The organism is Streptomyces sp. NPDC048277 (assembly GCF_040652235.1).
Classification (GTDB): Bacteria; Actinomycetota; Actinomycetes; order Streptomycetales; family Streptomycetaceae; genus Streptomyces.
In genome coordinates this window covers 95,541-115,995 of sequence record NZ_JBEZLQ010000013.1, presented here as the reverse complement: position 1 = coordinate 115,995, position 20,455 = coordinate 95,541, and the positions used below count along the sequence as shown (strand labels likewise).

General features: G+C 70.0%; 16 protein-coding genes. 2 read left to right on the top strand and 14 right to left on the bottom strand.

The window, feature by feature from the left end; genetic code table 11:
• Positions 1 to 55 precede the first annotated feature (55 nt).
• The 7 genes from AB0D85_RS27200 to AB0D85_RS27170 all read right to left on the bottom strand — a co-directional run bounded on the left by AB0D85_RS27200 (position 56) and on the right by AB0D85_RS27170 (position 6,863).
• Positions 56 to 754 carry an LAETG motif-containing sortase-dependent surface protein gene (locus AB0D85_RS27200; protein ID WP_362325329.1) on the bottom strand — a complete coding sequence of 233 codons (699 nt, stop codon included), beginning with the start codon at positions 752 to 754 and terminating at the stop codon, positions 56 to 58.
• Between the two features lie 159 nt (positions 755 to 913).
• Positions 914 to 2,098, bottom strand: coding sequence for a Rossmann fold nucleotide-binding protein (locus tag AB0D85_RS27195; RefSeq protein WP_362325326.1), 1,185 nt, complete (start codon positions 2,096 to 2,098; stop codon positions 914 to 916).
• A gap of 16 nt (positions 2,099 to 2,114) precedes the next feature.
• Entirely contained in the window at positions 2,115 to 2,522 is a 408-nt protein-coding gene (locus AB0D85_RS27190) for a VOC family protein (RefSeq protein WP_362325323.1), read from the bottom strand.
• Positions 2,523 to 2,616: 94 nt separating this feature from the next.
• Positions 2,617 to 4,044, bottom strand: coding sequence for a hypothetical protein (locus AB0D85_RS27185; RefSeq protein WP_362325319.1), 1,428 nt, complete (start codon positions 4,042 to 4,044; stop codon positions 2,617 to 2,619).
• Positions 4,026 to 4,766: an ATP-binding cassette domain-containing protein gene (locus tag AB0D85_RS27180; protein WP_362325316.1), complete on the bottom strand. Its 741-nt coding sequence runs from the start codon at positions 4,764 to 4,766 to the stop codon at positions 4,026 to 4,028. The genes AB0D85_RS27185 and AB0D85_RS27180 overlap by 19 nt, the downstream gene beginning before the upstream one ends.
• 211 nt (positions 4,767 to 4,977) lie before the next feature.
• Positions 4,978 to 6,342, bottom strand: coding sequence for an aspartate aminotransferase family protein (locus AB0D85_RS27175; RefSeq protein WP_362325313.1), 1,365 nt, complete (start codon positions 6,340 to 6,342; stop codon positions 4,978 to 4,980).
• 2 nt (positions 6,343 to 6,344) lie between these two features.
• Complete coding sequence (locus AB0D85_RS27170; RefSeq protein ID WP_362325310.1) at positions 6,345 to 6,863, bottom strand: Lrp/AsnC family transcriptional regulator; 519 nt, start codon at positions 6,861 to 6,863, stop codon at positions 6,345 to 6,347.
• Between the two features lie 176 nt (positions 6,864 to 7,039).
• On the opposite strand from AB0D85_RS27170, the gene AB0D85_RS27165 reads away from it, so the two are divergent.
• Both AB0D85_RS27165 and AB0D85_RS27160 read left to right on the top strand, forming a co-directional pair.
• Complete coding sequence (locus AB0D85_RS27165; RefSeq protein ID WP_362325307.1) at positions 7,040 to 8,479, top strand: gamma-aminobutyraldehyde dehydrogenase; 1,440 nt, start codon at positions 7,040 to 7,042, stop codon at positions 8,477 to 8,479.
• A 200-nt stretch (positions 8,480 to 8,679) separates the two neighbouring features.
• Positions 8,680 to 9,873: an extracellular solute-binding protein gene (locus tag AB0D85_RS27160; RefSeq protein ID WP_362325304.1), complete on the top strand. Its 1,194-nt coding sequence runs from the start codon at positions 8,680 to 8,682 to the stop codon at positions 9,871 to 9,873.
• Between the two features lie 38 nt (positions 9,874 to 9,911).
• On the opposite strand, the gene AB0D85_RS27155 is transcribed toward AB0D85_RS27160, so the two are convergent.
• From AB0D85_RS27155 to AB0D85_RS27125, 7 genes are all read right to left on the bottom strand, one after another.
• Positions 9,912 to 10,739 carry an alpha/beta hydrolase gene (locus AB0D85_RS27155; protein ID WP_362325301.1) on the bottom strand — a complete coding sequence of 276 codons (828 nt, stop codon included), beginning with the start codon at positions 10,737 to 10,739 and terminating at the stop codon, positions 9,912 to 9,914.
• Positions 10,736 to 12,343 carry a glycoside hydrolase family 43 protein gene (locus AB0D85_RS27150; RefSeq protein ID WP_362325872.1) on the bottom strand — a complete coding sequence of 536 codons (1,608 nt, stop codon included), beginning with the start codon at positions 12,341 to 12,343 and terminating at the stop codon, positions 10,736 to 10,738. The genes AB0D85_RS27155 and AB0D85_RS27150 overlap by 4 nt, the downstream gene beginning before the upstream one ends.
• A gap of 44 nt (positions 12,344 to 12,387) precedes the next feature.
• Positions 12,388 to 13,551, bottom strand: coding sequence for an alginate lyase family protein (locus AB0D85_RS27145; protein ID WP_362325298.1), 1,164 nt, complete (start codon positions 13,549 to 13,551; stop codon positions 12,388 to 12,390).
• A gap of 10 nt (positions 13,552 to 13,561) precedes the next feature.
• Positions 13,562 to 16,984, bottom strand: coding sequence for a Tat pathway signal sequence domain protein (locus AB0D85_RS27140; RefSeq protein WP_362325295.1), 3,423 nt, complete (start codon positions 16,982 to 16,984; stop codon positions 13,562 to 13,564).
• Between the two features lie 10 nt (positions 16,985 to 16,994).
• Positions 16,995 to 17,861 carry a carbohydrate ABC transporter permease gene (locus tag AB0D85_RS27135; RefSeq protein WP_362325292.1) on the bottom strand — a complete coding sequence of 289 codons (867 nt, stop codon included), beginning with the start codon at positions 17,859 to 17,861 and terminating at the stop codon, positions 16,995 to 16,997.
• Positions 17,858 to 18,811 carry a sugar ABC transporter permease gene (locus AB0D85_RS27130; RefSeq protein ID WP_362325289.1) on the bottom strand — a complete coding sequence of 318 codons (954 nt, stop codon included), beginning with the start codon at positions 18,809 to 18,811 and terminating at the stop codon, positions 17,858 to 17,860. Before AB0D85_RS27130 ends, AB0D85_RS27135 begins: the two co-directional genes overlap by 4 nt.
• 85 nt (positions 18,812 to 18,896) lie before the next feature.
• Positions 18,897 to 20,231, bottom strand: coding sequence for an extracellular solute-binding protein (locus AB0D85_RS27125; RefSeq protein WP_362325285.1), 1,335 nt, complete (start codon positions 20,229 to 20,231; stop codon positions 18,897 to 18,899).
• Positions 20,232 to 20,455: the final 224 nt, after the last annotated feature.

Genomic DNA, 20,455 nt, shown 5'->3' with positions numbered 1-20,455 from the left:
GATACGGGGACGGGCCTCGGCGACGTACGAGGGGTGTACGAAGGGTGGTGGCGCGTCAGTTACCGCTGTGCGCACCACGACGGCGCATGCCGAACCACACGGCAGCGCCACCGACCACGACCAGCGCGCCCGCGACACCGGCGATCAGCCCGGTGTTGGAGTTGGCACCGGTCTCGGCGAGGTTCGACTCACCGACCGCCGGGGACGGGGCGTTGCTCGACGTGCTCGCGGGAGCGGTGCTGCTGCTCTCCGAGGCCGACGGGGTGGGGGAGTCGGACTCGGCCGGGGTGGACTCGGACTCCGACGGCGACGGCGAGGCCGACGGCGTCGGGCTGGAGCTCGCCTCGGACGTGCAGGCGGTGGACGGGGTGGTCAGGTTGGGCGAGATGTCCTTGTCGACCTGGCCGTTGTCCGTCTTGACGCGGATGCGGTACTCCGCGTTCGGCTGCCAGTCCTCGGAGAAGGTGACCGAGGTGCCTTCCTTGGAGCCCTTGATGGGCGTCGCGTCGCCGACCTGCTTGGCGTCGGAGCCGTTGTTCTCCAGGAAGACGGTGATCGTGGCCGGAGTGCCGGAGGCGTCCTTGTCGGTCACGGTGATGACGCCCTTGGAGCCGTCGCAGGTGGCTTCGGCCGAGAACTCGGAGATGTTGCACGCGAGCGCGGTGCTGGAGAGGCCCAGCGACAGCGCGGCTGACGCGGCGGCAACACCCAGGATGCGCACGGAACGACGTGCGCTGCGGCGGGATATGGACACGTTTGTCCTTACTGATTGCATAACTGCGGGGGGTGTGGAGGGAGTTGATGCGACAGTGAGGTGAGGCATCAGAATCCCCAAGAGGCTCACAGGTCTATAAGTGCTCCGTAAGTAGTGTCAATGCATATGCGGTCCACGGGCGTTGACTTTACCCGCCCATTAACTGCTGAGACGTTTCAGCGTCTCGGATGCCTGCTCGATCCGGTCAACAAGGGCGATACGGGACCCCATCGACCGGTCCCGCGCGAGCGAGGTGAGCAGCTGCCATGCAGGCAGTTTCCCGCTCCAGTGCGCCTCGTCCACCAGCACCATCGGGGTCGGCTCGCCGCGCGACTCGTAGTAGTTGGACGTCGCGTTGTCGAAGATCTCCTGCACGGTCCCGGCGGCGCCCGGCAGGAACACCACACCGGCGTTGGGGCGGGCCAGCAGGCCGTCCTCGCGCGTGGCGTTGGCGAAGTACTTGGCGATGTGCGCGGCGAAGGCGTTCGGCGGCTCATGGCCGTAGAACCAGGTGGGGATGCCGACCGAAGGGCCGCCGTCCGGCCAGCGCGCGCGGACCTCGAACGCGGCCCGCGCCCAGTCGGTGACCGACGGCCGGAACGACGGTGTCCTGGCGAGCAGCCGGAGCGCCTCCTCCAGCATCCCGTCGTCGAAGGGCGCCGCGTACGCGCCAAGGTTCGCCGCCTCCATCGCACCCGGGCCGCCGCCGGTCGCCACCGTGAAGCCGGCGCGTGCGAGGTCCCGGCCGAGCCGGGCGGCACCGGCGTACTCCCGCGTGCCGCGCGCCATCGCGTGGCCGCCCATCACACCCACCACCCGGGCGCCGACGAGGAGTTCGTCGAGCGCGTCGGAGACCGCGTCGTCGTGGATGGAGCGCAGCATCGAGGCGAATATGTCGCCGTCCGCCCGCGTCCGCTGGAACCAGGCGTACGAGCGGGCGTCGGGGGTCGCCGCATAGCCCTTGCCGTCCTCGTCGCCCTCGCTGCCTTCGCTGTTCTCCTCGCTGCCGCCGAGCGAGTCGAACAATTCGTCGGGTGTGTAGGCGAAGGCGCGGTACGGGTCGAAGGGGAGGTCCGGTACGGGCGGGAACACCAGGGCGCCCGAGGCACCGACCCGGGCGGCGGCCTCGGCCGACATCGGGCAGCCGAGGAAGACGGCGCCGGTGGTGTCGGTGGTGAGCAGGACGTCCGTACGGTCCGTCAGATCGACCGCCTGGACGCGGTACCGGGCGAGCGTGCCGTGCGCGGCGACGACCTCGTCGAACTCGGCGAGGGACTCGATCTCGCAGTCGCGGGCGGCACGGTTGGGCTGGGCGGGGTGCGGCTGGGCGGGTGTCGGATGCACCCGCCCACCCTAGGTGTCAGCCCTGCACCGCCGCCGGGTCCATCCACATGACCTCCCAGGAGTGGCCGTCGAGGTCCTCGAAGGAACGGCCGTACATGAAGCCCTGGTCCTGGACGTCGTCGTTCGCGGTGCCGCCGGCCGCGACCGCCTTCGCCACCAGTTCGTCGACCTTCTCGCGGCTCTCGGCGCTCAGACAGAGCAGCACCTCGCTGGTCTTCGTGGAGTCGGCGATCTCCTTCTTCGTGAAGTCGGCGTAGCGCTGCTTGCTGAGCAGCATCGCGATGATCGTGTCGCTGATCACGACACAGGAGCAGTCGTCGGTGCTGAACTGCGGGTTGATCGAGTAGCCGAGCTCCGTGAAGAACTTCCGCGACGCCGCGACGTCGTCGGTGGCCAGGTTCACGAAGATCATCTGCTGGTACATGGGGTCTCTCCCTCGGGTGTCGTGCCGTTCGTGGGGATAGACCGGGGGGTACGGCGGAAGTCATCGGTGGTTCCGGTTTTTTTCGTACGGCTTTTCAGTGTGCGAGCGGCAGTGCGGCGAGGTCGGCGATCAGCAGGGTGAGGGGGACGAAGAGGGCCAGCAGGGCCCCGGCGCGCAGAGCCGCGGCGCTGCGCAGCATCGTGGCGCGGGCGCCCATGCGGAGCAGGGCCTCGGTGGTGTCGGCGCGGGACTGGCGGGCCTCCACGGCGGCGGTGAGGAGGGTGGCGACGGTGCAGCCGGCGACCACGAGGCCGCCGAGGGCGGTGAGCGGGCCGAAGCCGGGTGCGCCGGCGTCGTGGTCGTGGAGCGTGGTGGTCGCGAAGGCCGCCGACGCGACCGCGCAGACGACGCCGAGGGGGCGGCCGATGCGGGTGGCCTCCGCCATCAGGATCCGGCCGGCGAGGAGACGGAGGACGCCGGGGCGGGCGGTCTGGAGGAGGCGCCCGCAGAGGTGGGTGAGGCCGGGGGCGGCGAGCACCAGACCGAGGGCGGTGAGGGCCCAGCCGGCGAGGACACCGACGGGGCCCATGGCGAGGCCGCCGGGGAGGGTGGCGCGGGGGGCGGTTTCGGTGACGCTCGCGTACGACTCGACGGCGAGGCCCGCGGCGAGGACGGCGATGCCCCAGGGGAGGCCGGCGGGGGAGGCGGCGGGGAGGTCGGGAGCCTGGGCCGGGGTCTGCTGCGCGCCGTCCGCGGGGGCGGGGGCCGGGGTGTCGCTTACCGGCGCTGACAGGGTGCCGGCCGCGCCCACCCGTGCCGCCCCGGCGGCACGACTGCCCGCGGGCTGACGCGGTGGCCGGCCGCCGTCCGCGGGTTGGCGGGGCGGCTGGGCGTCGTTCGCGGGGCGCCTTGCGCCGAAGCGGCCGTATGTTCCGAAGGTTTCCCGTTTCGCGGTGCGGACGTATGCGCCGAAGCGGCCGTAGCCCCGGGTGCGGTTCGCCGGGTTGGGGAGGTCTCGTGGGCGGAGGGTCAGGGCTGCCGCCGTGGAGGCGAGGACCGGGGGTACGGCCAGGAGGGTGAGGGCCGCCGGGAGGGGGAGGGACTGGTCCGCCGCCAGGAAGTCGCTTGCCGCGCCGCCGAAGGGCACGCCCGTGAGGTCGCCCCGGAGGTGGAGGAAGACCAGGAGGGCCAGCAGGGAGCCCAGGGTGCAGGCGAGGGCCGTGTGCAGGGCGGCGACGGCCATCAGGCGGGCCGGGCCCAGGCCCAGGGCGGAGAGGCCGGGGCGGGGTCTGGCGCCGGGGTCGGTGCGGGCGACGGCGACCGCGAGGTACACCGTGGCGGCGAGCGGGATCGCGCACCAGGTGAGGCGCAGCAGCGCCCCCGTCGGGTACTCCGGGTGGGACATCGCGTAGCCGAGCGCGGCCAGCAGCAGGAAGCCCGTGCCGGCGGCCGCCGTGGCCACCAGGAGGCGCCGCAGCTGGACGGCCGGGCGGGCGACGCGGGTCAGACGGAGAGCGAGCACTCGGCCCGGCCTTCCGCTTCGGGGGCCGGCGGCAGGTGGACCGTGGTCACCCGGCGGCCGTCCAGGAGCGCGACCGTGCGGTCGGCGAGCGCCGCGGTCTCCGCGTCGTGCGTGGCGAGGACCACCGTGATGCCGTGCGAGCGGGCCGCCGTGGTGAGGGTGCGCAGGACGTGGGCGCGGTCGGCGCGGTGCAGCGGGGCCGTCGGCTCGTCGGCGAAGAGGACCGCGGGGGAGGGGGTGAGGGCACGGGCGATGCAGACGCGCTGGCGTTCGGCCTGCTGGAGTTCGGCCGGGTGCCTGCGGGCCTTGTCGCCGACGTCGAGGCGTTCCAGCCACTCCAGCGCGGCCACCTTGGCCCGGCGGCGGCCGGTGCCGCGCAGCATGAGGGGCAGGGCCGTGTTCTCCCAGACGTTCAGCTCGGGGACGAGCAGGGGGACCGGGTCGATCCAGCCGAAGCGGTCGCGGCGCAGCCGTTCCCGGGCGAGCGGGCCCATCCGGTGCACGGCCGTGCTGTTGAACCAGACCTCGCCGTGCTGCGCCGGGACCAGACCGGACAGGCACCTCAGCAGAGTGGTCTTGCCGCTGCCGCGCGGGCCGCCGACGGCGAGGATCTCGCCCTCCCGGACGCCGAGCGAGACACCGGTGATCCCGGGCGAGCCGTCCTGGTGGCTGAAGTGCAGGGAGCGTGCCCACAGCACGTCGTTGTCCGGCGGGGCCTCCATGGGCGTACACCTCGGTTCTGATCCGTTTTGCCGTGCCTTCCCACGTCGGGGGGAACGAAGGCTGGGCCGATCGGTCACGTGCACGCTAGGCAGGTCGGCGGGCGGAGCCCGGACAGCACACGGCCCCGGGCCGCCGTTCTCACTCGAACGGACGGCACCGGGGCCGGTGTTGATCAGCTGATCAGAGGTACGGGGCTCGGAGCCACGAGGCTCAGAGCTTCGTCCACGCCTCCGTCAGGGTCGCGCGCAGGATCTGCTCGATCTCGTCGAAGGTCTCCTGGTTGGAGATCAGCGGCGGGGCGAGCTGGACGACCGGGTCGCCGCGGTCGTCGGCACGGCAGTACAGGCCGTTCTCGAACAGGGCCTTGGAGAGGAAGCCGTACAGGACGCGCTCGGTCTCGTCGGCGTCGAAGGACTCCTTGGTGTTCTTGTCCTTGACCAGCTCGATGCCGTAGAAGAAGCCGTTGCCGCGGACGTCGCCGACGATCGGCAGGTCGTGCAGCTTCTGGAGGGTGGAGAGGAAGGCGCCCTCGTTGTCGAGGACGTGCTGGTTCAGGTTCTCGCGCTCGAACAGGTCGAGGTTGGCGAGACCCACCGCCGCCGACACCGGGTGGCCGCCGAAGGTGTAGCCGTGCAGGAAGGTGTTGTCGCCCTTGTAGAACGGCTCGGCGAGCTTGTCGGAGATGATGCAGGCGCCGATCGGGGAGTAGCCCGAGGTCATGCCCTTGGCGCAGGTGATCATGTCCGGGACGTAGCCGAACTTGTCGCAGGCGAACATCGTGCCCAGGCGGCCGAAGGCACAGATGACCTCGTCCGACACGAGCAGCACGTCGTACTTGTCGCAGATCTCGCGGACCCGCTGGAAGTAGCCGGGCGGGGGCGGGAAGCAGCCGCCCGCGTTCTGCACCGGCTCCAGGAAGACGGCCGCGACCGTGTCGGGGCCCTCGAAGAGGATCTCCTGCTCGATCTGGTCGGCGGCCCAGCGGCCGAAGGCCTCCGGGTCGTCGCCGAAGAGCGGGGCGCGGTAGATGTTGGTGTTCGGCACCTTGTGGGCGCCGGGGACCAGCGGCTCGAAGGGGGCCTTCAGGCCCGGCAGGCCGGTGATGGACAGGGCGCCCTGCGGGGTGCCGTGGTAGGCGACCGCGCGGGAGATGACCTTGTACTTGGTCGGCTTGCCCTGCAGCTTGAAGTACTGCTTGGCCAGCTTCCAGGCGGTCTCCACGGCCTCGCCGCCACCGGTGGTGAAGAAGACCTTGTTCAGGTCGCCCGGCGCGTAGTCGGCGAGGCGCTCGGCCAGCTCCACAGCCTTGGGGTGGGCGTACGACCACACCGGGAAGAACGCCAGCTCCTGGGCCTGCTTGAAGGCGGTCTCGGCGAGCTCCGTGCGGCCGTGACCGGCCTGGACCACGAACAGACCGGCGAGACCGTCGAGGTAGCGCTTGCCCTTGTCGTCGTAGATGTAGGTGCCCTCGCCCCGGACGATGGTCGGGACGGGCGAGTTCTCGTACGAGGACATGCGGGTGAAGTGCATCCACAGGTGGTCGTACGCGGTGCGGCTGAGGTCCTTCTGGGTCACGGTTATCGGGTTCCCCACATGTAGGTCTGCTTCTTCAGCTTCAGATAAACGAAGCTTTCGGTGGAGCGCACGCCGGGCAGCGCCCGGATGCGTTTGTTGATGACGTCCAGCAGGTGGTCGTCGTCCTCGCAGACGATCTCCGCGAGGATGTCGAACGAGCCCGCGGTCATCACCACGTACTCGACTTCCGACATGGCGCTCAGCGCGTCCGCGATCGACTCGACATCGCCCTCGACGTTGATGCCGACCATCGCCTGCCTGCGGAAGCCCACGGTGAGCGGGTCCGTGACGGCGACGATCTGCATGACGCCCTGGTCCAGCAGCTTCTGGACGCGCTGGCGCACGGCCGCCTCCGACAGGCCCACGGCCTTGCCGATCGCGGCGTACGGACGGCGGCCGTCCTCTTGGAGCTGCTGAATGATGGCGAGGGAGACGGCGTCCAACTGGGGGGTGCCGTTCCTGGACTCGCGGGACGAGTCCCTCTGGTCTGCGCTTCGACTGGCCACGAGCTCACTGTGCACGACGTCTCGACGGTTCCGCAAGGCCGTATCGATGAAATTCGTTGTTTACGGGAGTCAAGGCTGCGGATTTCGCAGACTCGGCGGCTGCGGGGGTGTTGAAAACGTGGGATCTCGGATTACTGTGGGTGTCTCAGTCAATGGACACGTTGGATCCACTCGAACTTGGAGGGCCGGCAGTGAGCACCGAGCTGCGTCGTCTGCGCAACTACATCGACGGTGAGTTCCGGGACGCCGCCGACGGACGGACCACCGAGGTGGTCAACCCCGCGACCGGCGAGGCGTACGCGACCGCGCCGCTGTCCGGCGAGTCCGACGTCGACGCCGCGATGGCGGCCGCGGCCGCGGCCTTCCCGGGCTGGCGGGACACCACCCCGTCCGAGCGCCAGAAGGCCCTGCTGAAGATCGCGGACGCGTTCGAGGAGCGGGCCGAGGACCTCATCGCGGCGGAGGTGGAGAACACGGGCAAGCCGACCGGGCTCACCCGCTCCGAGGAGATCCCGCCGATGGTCGACCAGATCCGGTTCTTCGCGGGCGCGGCCCGGATGCTGGAGGGCCGGTCGGCCGGCGAGTACATGGAGGGGATGACCTCGATCATCCGCCGTGAGCCGGTCGGCGTCTGCGCGCAGGTCGCGCCGTGGAACTACCCGATGATGATGGCCGTGTGGAAGTTCGCCCCGGCGATCGCGGCGGGCAACACGGTCGTGCTGAAGCCGTCCGACACCACCCCGGCGTCGACCGTCCTCATCGCCGAGATCCTCGGCGGGATCCTGCCGAAGGGCGTCTTCAACGTCGTCACCGGCGACCGCGACACCGGCCGGCTGATGGTCGAGCACCCGACCCCCGCGATGGCCTCCATCACCGGCTCCGTGCGCGCCGGCATGCAGGTCGCCGAGTCCGCGTCCAAGGACGTCAAGCGGGTCCACCTGGAGCTGGGCGGCAAGGCGCCGGTCGTCGTCTTCGAGGACACGGACATCGCCAAGGCCGTCGAGGACATCTCCGTCGCCGGCTTCTTCAACGCGGGCCAGGACTGTACGGCCGCCACGCGTGTCCTCGTACAGGAGTCGATCCACGACGAGTTCGTGGCGGCGCTCGCGAAGGCCGCCGCCGAGACGAAGACGGGGCAGCCGGACGACGAGGACGTGCTGTACGGGCCGTTGAACAACCCGAACCAGCTGAAGCAGGTCTCCGGGTTCATCGAGCGGCTCCCGGCCCACGCGAAGGTCGAGGCCGGCGGGCAGCGGGTGGGCGACAAGGGCTACTTCTACGCGCCGACCGTCGTGTCCGGGCTGAAGCAGGACGACGAGATCATCCAGAACGAGGTCTTCGGTCCGGTCATCACCGTCCAGTCCTTCTCCGACGAGGACCAGGCCGTCGAGTGGGCCAACGGCGTGGAGTACGCGCTGGCGTCGTCCGTGTGGACCAAGGACCACGGGCGGGCGATGCGGATGTCCAAGAGGCTGGACTTCGGGTGCGTGTGGATCAACACGCACATTCCGCTGGTCGCGGAGATGCCCCACGGCGGCTTCAAGAAGTCGGGGTACGGCAAGGACCTGTCCGCGTACGGGTTCGACGACTACACGCGGATCAAGCATGTGATGACGTCGCTGGACGCGTAGGTCATAGATCGTGGTTCGGCTGCGGGTGCGTGGGGGCTGGTCGCGCAGTTCCCCGCGCCCCTCGCCGGGGCGCTGTGCTGGACGGGGCCGGGACGTAACGCCGTGTTGACCTAGGTCATCGACAAGGTGTCCGGTCCGTGTCAGGTCGCTCGACGCAGCGTCGATTGCCCGGTGGCGGGCGGGCGCGACATCCTTCAGGTGTGCCCCAGACCTCTTCCCAGACGCCCGCGCTCTCCCGTCGCTCCCTGCTGCGCGCGCTCGGCGGCACCGCCGCGCTCGGCGCACTGGCCGGCTGCGGGGTGCCCGCGGCCTACGTCAAGGCCGGCGACCGCACCGTGACCGACCTGTCCGCCAGGGACCACAGGCTGGTCTTCGCGAACTGGCCGCTGTACATCGACGTGGACGACAAGAACCCGAACAAGCGGCCCACCCTCGACGCCTTCGAGAAGCGCACCGGGATCTCCGTCGACTACATCGAGGAGATCAACGACAACGACGAGTTCTTCGGCAAGATCAGCCCGGCGCTGATGAACCACCAGTCCACCGGCCGGGACATCATCGTCATCAGCGACTGGATGTGCGCGCGGTTCGTGCGCCTGGGCTGGGTCCAGAAGATGGACCGCGCCCACCAGCCGAACGTGGCGAAGTACCTGGACCCGCTGCTGCGCACGCCCGCCTTCGACCCGGGCCGCCTGTACACGGTGCCGTGGCAGTCGGGCATCACCGGCATCGCGTACAACCGGAAGAAGCTGGGCCGCGAGATCCGGCACGTCAAGGACCTGTGGGCGAGCGACCTCAAGGGGCGGGTGACCCTGCTCTCCGGGCTCGACGAGGCGTTCGCGCTGCTGATGCAGGGCAACGGCGTGGACATCACCAAGTGGACGGCCGACGACTTCTACGCCGTCTGCGACGAGGTGCAGAAGCAGGTCGACCGCGGCCAGATCCGCCGCTTCACCGGCAACGACTACACCAAGGACCTGGTCAGCGGCGATGTCCTGGCCTGCCAGGCCTACTCCGGCGATGTCATCCAGCTCCAGGCCGACAACCCCGACATCCGCTTCGTCGTCCCCGAGGAGGGCGCGGAGCTGTGGTCCGACTCCCTGATGATCCCGGACCGCGCCGCGCACAAGGCCAACGCGGAACGCCTGATCGACTACTACTACGAGCCCGAGGTCGCCGCCGAGCTGGCCGCCTGGGTCAACTACGTCTGCCCCGTCCCGGCGGCCCAGCAGGTCCTCGCCGACTCCAAGGACAAGGACACCGCGGCCCTCGCCGACAACCCCCTGATCTTCCCGAACACGGAGATGCGCAAGCGCCTCGCCATCGCCCGCGACATCACGTCGAGCGAACGCGTGGAGTTCGCCAAACGGTGGAACAAGATCGTGGGGCTGTAGGTCCGGGGACAGGCCTCCGCGGGTCTCCGCGGGCCTCCTCAGGCCTCGCCTGGCTCGGTCCGTGCTTCGCCTGCCGTCCGGTCCCGGTCCCAGTCCCGGATGAGGCGGACGGTGCGTTCGGGGTGTTCCTCGTGCAGGTAGTGGCCGGTGTCGGGCCAGTGGTCGACGCGCGAGCCGGGGACACGCAGTGTGCCGCGTTCCCAGGCGGCGGCCTCCGCGGAGGTCCACACGGTCAGGGCGCGCCGGGTCCGCTGCCGCAGATACGCCTCGCTGTGCGGGCGGACGCCCACCGCGTCCGGGTCGGTGTACATGCCGGCGTAGGACTGGGCGATGACGTGGTCCGGGGTGCCGAGCATGGTGCGGAGGTGCGCGGTACGCAGGCCCACCGGGGCGCCCGGCGAGAACGCGCCGGCGACGAGATCGGCCGCCGCTGCGGCCCCCTGTGCCTGGTACCGGGCCAGGCGGACCGGGATCTGTGCCACCTCCGCGCCGTGCGCGCCGTGTGCCGGGTCGAGGGCGATGACGGAGCGGACGAGGTCCGGGTGCCGTACGGCGAGCAGGTTGACGACCTGTCCGCCCATCGAGTGGCCCACGACGACCGCCGGCCCGGTGTCCAGGCGGTCGAGCAGCGCGGCGAGGTCGTCGGCCATCTCCACGGGGGTGTTTCCCCGGTCGGGCACCTCGGAACGGCCGTGGCCGCGCAGATCGGGGACGACGACACGGAACCGGTCGGCGAGGGCCTCGGCGTGCGGGGACCACTCGCGGCCGTCCCCGCCCCAGCCGTGCACCAGGAGGAGCGGGCATCCGTCCTCGGGCCCGAGGACGGTGCAGAAGAGGCCGATGCGGCCCAGCGGGAGGAGGGTCATGCGGCACTGTCCGGGGTGGTGAGGTAGGTGGCGTGGGCGAAGTCGGCGTAGGTGCCCGCGCCGTCGAGGTCCTGGGCCCACAGTCCCAGCATGGCGCCGGTGAATCCGAGGACCCGGAGTTGGCCGTCGTGGAATTCGTCGGCGTGCTCGTCGGACAGGACGGTGGCGTCGAGTTCGAGCGGCAGCGTGCGCATCCCCTGACCGGTGTCGTAGGAGAAGCGCAGGACGGGAAGGGCGAGTTCGGCTTGCAGGACGATCGAGTGTCCGGGGGCGAGGGGTACCGCGGTCCCGTGCTCGACGAGGCGCCCGGCGTCGCAGGTGAGCGTCCGCAGGACCGGGGACCCGTCGTCCTGGGCCGTGACGTACAGGTAGTGCCAGTTGCGGGTGTTGTAGTAGGCGGTCAGTCCGGCCATGTGGTCGGAGGTGCGGGGTGCGAAGGTCAGGCTGGTCCGGAAGGAACAGCGGCGGGCCGTCACCCGCCGGGCGAGCAGGCTGGGGGTGCGGCGGCCCACCGGTGACTGGCCGCCGTGGACGCGCAGTCCGCCGGGTACCGGTTCGATCCAGTCCGGGGTGGCGGGGCGGCGCAGGGTGGACCAGTCGGGGCCGAGTGCGGGTGCGTCGAAGTGGTCGGTCGCGGAGGGTGGTTGGGGCGCGGGTGCCGGTGGGAGGGCGGGGGCCGGGACGGTGACGGCCGCGACGGCCCCGGCGATCCGGGGCCAGCCGTCCGCCGTCCAGGTCACGGGCTGCAGCGCGGTCTCCCGGCCCAGCACACACGGGCCCCGCTCCCCGTACGGGCGGGCGACGATATGGGCCGCGTACCACTCGCCCGTCGGCGTCGCGACGAGCGAGCAGTGCCCGGCCTTCTGCAGGTCCGGCGTCGGGTCGTGCCGGGAGGTGAGCAGGGGACCGGCCGGGTCCGGTTCGTACGGTCCGAACAGGTCACGGGAGCGGGCCACGGCCGCGCCGTGCTCGTAGCCGGTGCCGCCCTCGGCGTGCACCAGGTAGTACCAGCCGTCACGGCGGTACAGATGCGGCCCCTCGGCGACCCCGGCGGCGGTGCCGACGGAGATCGTCCGGGGCTCGCCGAGCAGGGCCCGCGTCCTGCGGTCGTACTCCTGGAGTTCGATGCCGGCGAAGGACTCGTGGCCGGGCCGCCAGTCGAAACGCATGTTCAGCAGCCAGCTGCGGCCGTCCCCGTCGGAGCCGACGTCGTGGAACAGGGACACGTCGAAGCCGCGGCTGTGCAGCGGGACCGGGTCGGACCACGGGCCCTCGATCGAGGGCGCGGTGGTGACGAAGTTGGGGACGTCCTTCCAGCCCTCCGCGTAGGTGTCCACGACGGTGAAGACGAGGTGGAACAGGCCGTCCGCGTACGACAGTCCGGGCGCCCAGATCCCGCCGGAGTCCGGGACGCCGGTGAGGTCGAGCAGCCGTGTGCTGTCCAGGACCCCGCCCAGCGGCCGCCAGTTCACCAGATCCCGGGAGTGGTGGATCCGGACGCCCGGACACCACTCGAAGGTGGAGGTGGCGATGTAGAAGTCGTCGCCGACCCGCAGGATCGCCGGGTCGGGTTCGAAACCGGGCAGGACGGGGTTCTGGATCAGCTGGCTCACGGATGCTCCGGTCGGAGGGTGGATCAGAGAGTGGGTCAGAGGGTGAACAGAAGCGTGCCGAAGCCCACGTGGTCGCACTGGAACGCGGCGCCCTCCGGCTGGAGTTTCGCCACGGCGGCATAGGTCCAGGGCGTGGGCAGGCTGCGGCGCTTGACGTAGTGGTTGAAGGCCAGCTCGTAGATCGGGCGCAGATTGCCGCGCTCGACGGTGGAGATGGAGTTGTAGGTGGCCTGGCAGGAGCCCCAGACGGCGTAGGGGACGTCGTTGCCGAGGTTGTACTTCGCGGTGTACTCGTAGCCGGCGAGCAGCCGGTTGGCGGAGGCGGAGTAGAGGTCCTGGCCCTGTACCCAGGCGATCTCGCAGGCCTCGGCCATGCTGCCGAGGATGAGCTGGGTGTGGGCCTGGTCGCGACCGCTGTCCACGCACTGGCCGGTGTCGCTGATCACCCGGCTGATCTTGCAGCAGTCGTGCAGGTAGAAGGCGTCGACGGCGGCGTTGTAGACGGAGGTGTCGTTGCAGAACACCCCCATGGCCATCATCGCCTTGATGCAGTTGGTGCCCCAGCCGGCGTCACCGAAGGTGTTGATGAGCGGGATGCAGACGTTTCTGAAGAAATTCTCGGTCTGGGTGATCTCGGACGCCGACCAGCTTCCGGCCGGGGCGGTGTAGCGCATCAGCTCGGCGGCGGCCGCGAGTTTGAAGCCGTAGATGGCGGCCGCGAGTTGGGCGTCCTTGCCGGTGATGGAGGTGAGGGTGGCCGACCAGGCCTTGATGATCTGGAGGGCCTTGGTGGCGTGGGCGGTGGTGCCGGTGAGGTTCCACATCAGGGCGTTCTGGTAGGCCGCGTTGCAGTCGTTCCAGAACTCCCAGTTGTACAGCTCGGTCGTGCCCCGGTCGACGGAGGCGAAGGGGCCCAGCATCGTGTACGTCGACTGCGAGTACTGGTCGGCCTTGAAGACGTTCCAGCCGCTGAGCCAGGGTTCGGTGCCGGCGGCGATCCGGGTCTTCATCCGCTGGATGTCGGAGAGCTTGTGCAGCACCCCGGGGTGGATGAACGAGGTGAGGGCGTCGGCCTCGGGGACGAGCACCAGTCCGGTGGCGGCCGCGGCGGTGCCGACGGCCGTGATCTTCAGGAACCGGCGCCTGGTGGGGGCGGGGCGCTCGGACGCGGGACGGGCGGGAAGTTGCGGCTCATTCATGCGGGCTTCCTCACTTGTCGCGGCCGGCACCCCGGTAGAGCACGAGCGTGCTGTGCGGGCCGATCTTCGGGCGCTGTCCGGCGCCGACGTTCCTGCCGGTGGCGAGGTCGCGGGCCGGGCCGAAGCCGGGGCGGGCGGGGAGGGTGAAGGTACGGTCGGCGCTGGTGTTCATGGCGATGAGGTAGTCGCCGTACTCGCACAGGTAGAACGGCGCGCGGCCCACCAGCATGGTCTCCACGCCGTCGAAGTGGACGCCGAGGGCGGGGTCGGGGACGTCCGCCGGGACGGGCGCGAGGTGGTACACGTCTCCGGCCAGGGCCTGGTGGAGGGTGTCACCGGGAGGCGGGAAGCCGCCCGGCGGGATGCCGCCGGCCCCGGGGTCGTTGATGGCGTAGTCCCACAGGATCCAGTCGCGGACGGTGAACGTGTCGTCCGTGGTGCCGGCGGAGCGCTGGCGGACGGTCGCGGAGCGCTGGTCGGTCGGGGTGAGGTGGTGGACGCGGGCGTAGTCGTTCACGCCCTGGCGGGCGCGCCAGTAGAGGGAGGCGAAGAGGAGTTCCCGGCCGTTCTTGACGGCGATGCAACCGTTGTCCTCGTCGGTGAAGACGAAGTCGGGCCGGTCCCAGTCCGTGGGTATGCGGCCGGGGCGGCTGGGCAGCGCCTGGTAGGCGTCCCAGTCCCGGGAGACCAGCCGGAGCGCGGCGAGGCCGACACGGGTCCAGGTGTGGTTGATGAGCAGGTCCAGCTGCCGGTAGAACTGGCCGTCCGCCATCATCTCCTGGGTCCAGCCGACGATGTCGGGGTCCTTGAACACGACGGCCGACATGACCGGGTGGGAGTCCCACACGGTGCGGGACGCGTACGCGATCTCGCCGGGGTAGACCTCGTTGCGCCAGCCGATGACGGTCTCGATACGGGCGACCCGGGCGCCGGTCTCGTCGACGTCGACCACCCGGAACCGGCCGCGCGCCTTGATGATGTCGATCATCTGCTTGCGCAGTTCGGGCGCGTCCTGCGCCTGGTATCCGCGGGTGACGGACTCGTACATCATGACGAGCCAGTCGATGACCTCGCCGTAGCTGCCCACGTAACCGAGTTCGCGGGTCAGGCCCGCCTTCGTCACCTGGTAGTAGCCCTCGCCGAGCGGCTTGGTCGGGTTGCCGTCCGCGTCCTCGGGGCCGAGGTAGGGGGTCATGCCGAGCGACTGGTACAGGTAGCCGCGGGCCTTGTCCTCGGACAGCGCGAGGCCGGGTGCGAGCAGGCCGAGGCCGCGGTTGGCCTGGTAGATGCCGATGGCGCAGATCTGCGTCTGGTTGCTGTAGTGCGGGAAGTGTCGGCGCCAGTAGTCCCGGCTGGACTTCAGCATGTCGGTGTACGCGTCGCGCCGCACCGGCTGCTCGGCCGTGCCGGTGCCGGCCGGGGCGGTGACCACGAGGTCGTCGAACCAGGCCGTGCCGGGACCGGACAGCCGTAGATGGAACTCGACCTGGGTCGCCCCGGCCGGGGTCGCCAGGTCGATCGAGACCTGCTCCCAGTCGTGGGTGCCGGTGGTGGCGAACTGGCGGTGGTCGCTGCCGACGAGGTTGCCGCTGGCGTCGAAGAAGAGCGGGTCGATGTGCGCGCCGGTCCCGGTCACGCCGTCGGTCCTGATCCAGGCGCTGTAGGTGTACGTGCCCTCGCCGACCTGGAACCGCGCCGTGTTGTACGCGGTGATGAAGCCGTTGGCCGCGGTCGCCGAGACCTTGAGGGAGGCGGATCCGGAGCGGGCGACGGTGGTGTCCCGGGCCCAGGAGGCGTCGGCGGTCTTTCCCCAGCCGGGCACGGCCCAGCCCGCCGGGGTGGTGTCGCCCAGTTCGAAGCCGGGGTCGCGCAGCTCGGTGGGCCGGATCAGGTCGACGGAGTCGAACCAGGCGGTGCCCGGCCCGGCCAGCCGCAGGTGCAGTTCGATCTGGGAGGCGCCGTCGGGGGTGGCCAGGTCGATGGAGACGTACTGCCAGTCGTGGGTGCCGGTGGTGGCGAACTGGCGGTGGTCGCTGCCGACGAGGTTGCCGCTCGCGTCGAAGAAGAGCGGGTCGATGTGCGCGCCGGTCCCGGTCACGCCGTCGGTCCTGATCCACGCGCCGTAGGTGTAGGTGCCCTTGCCGACACGGGTCTTGGGCGAGGAGTAGACGGTGATGAAGCCGTTGGCCGCGGTCGCCGAGACCTTGAGGGAGGCGGACCCGGAGCGGGCGACGGTGGTGTCCCTCGTCCAGGAGGCGTCGGCGGTCTTCCCCCAGCCCGGCACCTGCCAGCCCTCCGGGGTGTCGCCGCCCTCCTCGAAGCCGGGGTTGGCGATCTCGTACGGCGATCCGGTCACCTTCTGGTCCAGGCGGTCGCCCAGGTGCTCCCAGAGCAGCGCGAGGACCAGGCCGACCCGGCCGAAGCCCTGCCACTGCTGGTCGGAGCCGGTCAGCACGGTCGCGTCGTTCTGCCAGGCCATGTAGCGGCCGTCGAGCGCCCGCAGGACGCGGTCCAGGGCGACGGGGTTCTGGTACGCCGGGCTGCCGGACCACAGGTAGCCCTCGGCGAGGGACTGGAAGGCCCAGGCGTCCATGCCGGCCGGGTTCGCGCCGCTGAGGTAGTACTTCTGGTCCTTGTCGACACGCGCGCGGACCGCCTCCAGGACCTCCGGGCCCTCGACCTCGCGCACCTTGGGGACCGGAGCCGGGCCCTGCGCCTCGCCCTTGGGCGGCACGAAGCAGGGCTCGGTGTGGGTGTAGAGGCGGTAGATGCCCCGGGAGGGCGTCGTCATCTTGTAGTAGAGCTGGTCGGCGTTCTGGCCGTAGGACCAGATGCGGCCCATCGACCGGATCTCCAGCGTCACCTTCTTCTTGCCCCTGGTGAGCCGCTCGGGCAGCGGCAGGGTGTGGAAGAAGAAACGGCCCGGGGCCCGCGGTGACGTGTCGAGGATGTCGAGGCTGTCGACGGCGCCCTCGTCCTGGTGGCCGACCTGCAGCCCGTCGCAGAACAGCTGCAGCCGCCACATGTTCGTGCCGGACGCCGACTCCTGGGAGGTCGAGTCGTACTCGTCGCCCCACAGCCGGACGGTGACATAAGTGGTGTCGGTCGGGCTGACGGCGACGTCGAACTTCAGCGTGCCGCCCCAATAGGACGTAGGCTCCGAGGGGTTGAGGATCCGCGCCTTCTGGCCGAGGCCGCCGGTGACGGTGTCGGAGAGGGTGGCGGTGAGGCCGTGCGCGGACTCCGAGGAGGTGTTGCCGAAGACAACGATGTCCAGGGGGGTGCAGGCGGCCTTCGCGAGCGGGGCGGGTTCGGCGGCGGGGGCGGGCGCGGCCGCGGCGGGCTGGGCGCTCAGCAGGCCGAGGCCGGCCGCGGCGGCGCCGGTGGTGCCGGCGTACTTCAGGACGTCACGTCTTCTGGGTGCGTTGGGCACGGCTGGTCCTTTACTTGAGGCTGCCCATGAGGATTCCGCTGCGCCAGTACTTCTGGAGCGCGAACATGAACACCGCGAGCGGAACGATCGACAGCAGGGATCCGGTGAGGACGAGGGTGTTCATGTCGCGGGCGGTCTGCGCCTGCTGGAGCCACGAGTAGAGGCCCAGGGTGACGGGGAAGGTGCGCTCGCCGTTGAGCATGAACAGGGGGAGGAAGAAGTTGTTCCAGATGTCGATGAAGACGAGCATGAAGATGGTGATCCCGCCGGTCCGCATCAGCCTCAGCGCGACCGACCAGAAGATCCGCAGCTCGGAGGCGCCGTCGATACGGGCCGCCTCCATCAGCTCGGTGGGTACCGAGCTGTCCGCGTAGACCTTGCCGAGGTAGACCCCGAACGGGTTGATGAAGTACGGGATCAGGATCGACCAGATGGTGTTGGTGAGCCCGATCTTCGCGAAGACCAGGTAGAGCGGGAAGGCCAGCAGGGTGCTGGGCAGCAGCGAGGCGCCGACGATGACCGCGAACAGGGCGCCGCGTCCCCGGAAGTCGAACTTCGCCAGCCCGTACCCGGCGGCGAGCGAGATGAGGGTGGAGCCGGCCGCGCCGAGCGTGGAGTAGAGGATCGAGTTGCCGATCCACCGGGTGAACACGCCGTCGTGGTAGGTCCAGATCTGCCGGAGGTTGTCGCCGAGGTGGTCGGAGGAGAACCACAGGCCGAAGGTGGAGTAGAGGTCGGTCTGGTTCTTGGTCGCGGAGACGATCAGGAACCAGGTGGGGGCGAGCGAGTACAGCAGGAAGAGGACCAGCAGGCCGGTGGTGAGGGCCACGGCACGGCGGGTGGGGCGTGCTCCGCCCCCGGTGGCGACACTGCTCATGACATCTTCCTGTTCGTCACGCGGTGGAACACGAAGGCGAGGATGCCGGTGACGACGGCCAGGACCAGCGACTCGGCGGCCGCGTACTGGTAGTTGCCGGCCTTGAACGCCTGGTCGAAGATCTCCATCATCGGAGTGAAGTCGGTGTTGATGGACTCCGGTGCGACCTGCCGCAGCATCAGCGGTTCGGTGAACAGCTGGAGCCGGCCGATCAGGGAGAACATGCCGGTCAGGACGAGAATCCCGGTGATGTTCGGGACCTTGATCGACCAGGCGATCCGCCACTCCTTCGCCCCGTCCAGCCGGGCCGCCTCGTACAGCTCGCGCGGCAGCGCCTGGAGGGAGGCGGAGATGAGGATCATGTTGAAGCCGATGCCCTGCCAGGTCAGCAGGTTGCCCAGCGACAGATAGGTGTTGAGGCCGCCGAAGAACTCGATGTCGGTACCGGCCCGGTGCGCCAGGTCGAGCAGCGGGCTGCCGGTGGGGCTGTAGAGGAACAGCCACATGACCGTCGACACGACCGCGGGCACGACGTACGGGATCAGCAGCGCCGCCCGGAAGAACCGCACCGCCCGCGCCGCGACCCCGTCGAGCAGCAGGGCCAGCAGCAGCGAGATGCCGAGCATCACCGTGATCTGGACCGTGCCGAACAGCAGGGTGCGCAGCATGCTCGACCAGAACGCGTCGTTGCCGAGCACGGACGCGAAGTTGTCGAATCCGGTGTAGACGGTGCGCGTCGGCCCGAAGCCGAGGCCGGTGCCCTTCTTCTCGTACAGGCTCTGGCCGAACGCGTAGCCGATCGGCAGCACGTAGGTGACCAGGAAGCCCGCGAGGAACGGCAGCGTGAACAGCACTCCCTTGTGGGCGCCCCGTCTCCCGGTCCGGCGGGGGGAGGGCCGCCGGACCGGGGAGTCGATGGCGACCTCGGGCGGTCGCGTCTGGGTGGACACGGATATCTCCAGGTGAGGTGCGCCGACGGGCACGGGCGCCGGGTCGGTCGGCGGTGCGAGGGGAAAGCGGTTGGGCCCAGGGGGGTCAGCTGCCGGCGACGGCCTTGATGCCCTTGCCCTTGAGGTCGTCGAGGGTCCACTGCTGCAGGTTCGTGAGCATGGCCTTGACGGTGAGCTGCTTCTTCATGACCTTGCCCCACTGCTTCTGCATCTCGGAGTACATGGCCGCGTAGTCGGGGCCGTACTGCCACTGCTCGCCGACCCGCGAGGCGGCCGTGGTGATCACCTTCGCGCTGTCCGACCGAGCGTCGAACATCTCGGTCGGGATGATCTTGCCGACGTACGGGGAGACGTCCTTGACCGCGGGGAACAGGCCCGACTTGGAGGCCGGGTCGGTGAGCGCGGTCAGCGACTCCTTGCTGCTGGACAGCCAGGCGGCGAACTGCGCGGCGCGGTCGGGGGACTTGCAGCCCTTGAGGACGGCGGTGGTGTCGAAGTTGCTGGAGGTCTGCGGCTTCGCGGTGTCGAAGAGCGGGGCGTCCGAGAGCTGCCACTTGCCCTTGGACTTGGGGAAGTTGGTGTCGTAGATGGGCAGCTGCCAGGTGGAGGTGGTCATCGCGATGGTCTTGCCGAGGTCCCAGGTCTTGAAGACGCCCGGGTCGGCGTACGAGGCGTTGGAGGCGAGGTCGTCGTCCACCAGCTGCTGGACGACGTCACCGGCCTTGAGCGCCTCGGGCGAGGTGAAGTCGATGACCCAGTGGTCGCCGGCGGCCTTGTACCACTGGGCACCCGCGGACCAGGAGAGGTCGACGAGCGTGCTCGGGTCCTCGCCGGCCATGTTGTAGATCTTGACGTTCTTGTCCTGCCGCTGGACCTTCTTGCCGGCCGCGATCAGGTCGTCCCAGGTCTTCGGCGCCTGGATGCCGTACTTCTCGAACAGGTCCGCGCGGTAGGCCGTGAACAGCGGCGAGGAGCCCATCGGGATGCCGAAGGTGGTGCCGCCCGGGCTGACCGCGTTCCACGCCGCCGTCGTGTACGCGCTCTGGTACGGGGCGGCGGCCTTGGTGATGTCGGTCAGCAGGCCGTCCGCGGCGAAGCTCGCCAGGTTCATCCCGTCCATCTTGGACAGACAGGGGGCCGTGCCGGCGTTCACCGCGGCACGGAGCTTCTGGTAGACCGTCTCGCCCGCGGCGTTGACGAACTTGATCTGCGTCTCGGGGTGCTGCTTGTTCCAGACCTTGGTCTGGGCCTCTATGCCGTCGGTCCAGCTCCAGAACTCCAGCGTGACCTTGCCCTTCGTCTTCGGCGAGGCCTCGGAGCCGCCGCCGTCCGAGCAGGCGGCCAGGAGCAGGGACAGGGACGCTGCGGCGGCCACCGGGACGAGGGCTCCGCTGCGGAAGCGGAAGCGGGACTTGGACATCGGTCCTCCACGAGGGGAACGAGACGGCGCCTGCAACGTGGGGAAGGCGGCGCGGTCGTGCGGCGCAAAGGGGAGTGAAACCGGCACTGCTCATCATCAGCAGTAATCGTTTGTCGTGGACCGTACGGCCGGAGTGGCCGGATCCACAAGGGGGAAGGGCCGGATTGTTTCGCCAAACTTTCAAGAACGTTACTTCCTGGCCTGCCTGACCTGCGCTATTCGGT